Origin of the sequence: Streptomyces durocortorensis, assembly GCF_016901035.1 — a bacterium.
In the GTDB taxonomy this organism is placed as follows: domain Bacteria; phylum Actinomycetota; class Actinomycetes; order Streptomycetales; family Streptomycetaceae; genus Streptomyces; species Streptomyces durocortorensis.
The window spans coordinates 1-250 of sequence record NZ_JAFEUF010000606.1 but is presented as its reverse complement, the minus strand read 5'-3'; the positions used below and the strand labels follow the sequence as shown (position 1 = coordinate 250).

The 250-nt window shown below is 78.0% G+C and carries 1 protein-coding gene; it reads left to right on the top strand.

The features are described from left to right. Positions 1–250, top strand: a 250-nt coding sequence (locus JS521_RS36235) for a glycoside hydrolase family 6 protein (protein ID WP_205087057.1), incomplete at both ends; no start/stop codon positions are given.

Below are 250 nucleotides of genomic sequence, written 5' to 3'. Positions count from 1 at the left end.
ACCCGCCTCTTCCGGCACCCGCAGTCCCAGGTCCTCACCTGGGTGCGGGCCCACCCCGACGACCCGCGCCGCCCGGTCATCGAGTCCCGGATCGCCACGCAGCCCGCCGCCGTCTGGTTCGCCGCCCACAACCCCGGCGAGATAGCCGGGCAGGTCCGCGCGGTCACCCGGGGCGCGGCCGCGGCGGGCCGGACCCCGGTGCTCGTGCCGTACGCGATACCCGACCGGGACTGCGGCGGCGCGTCGAAGG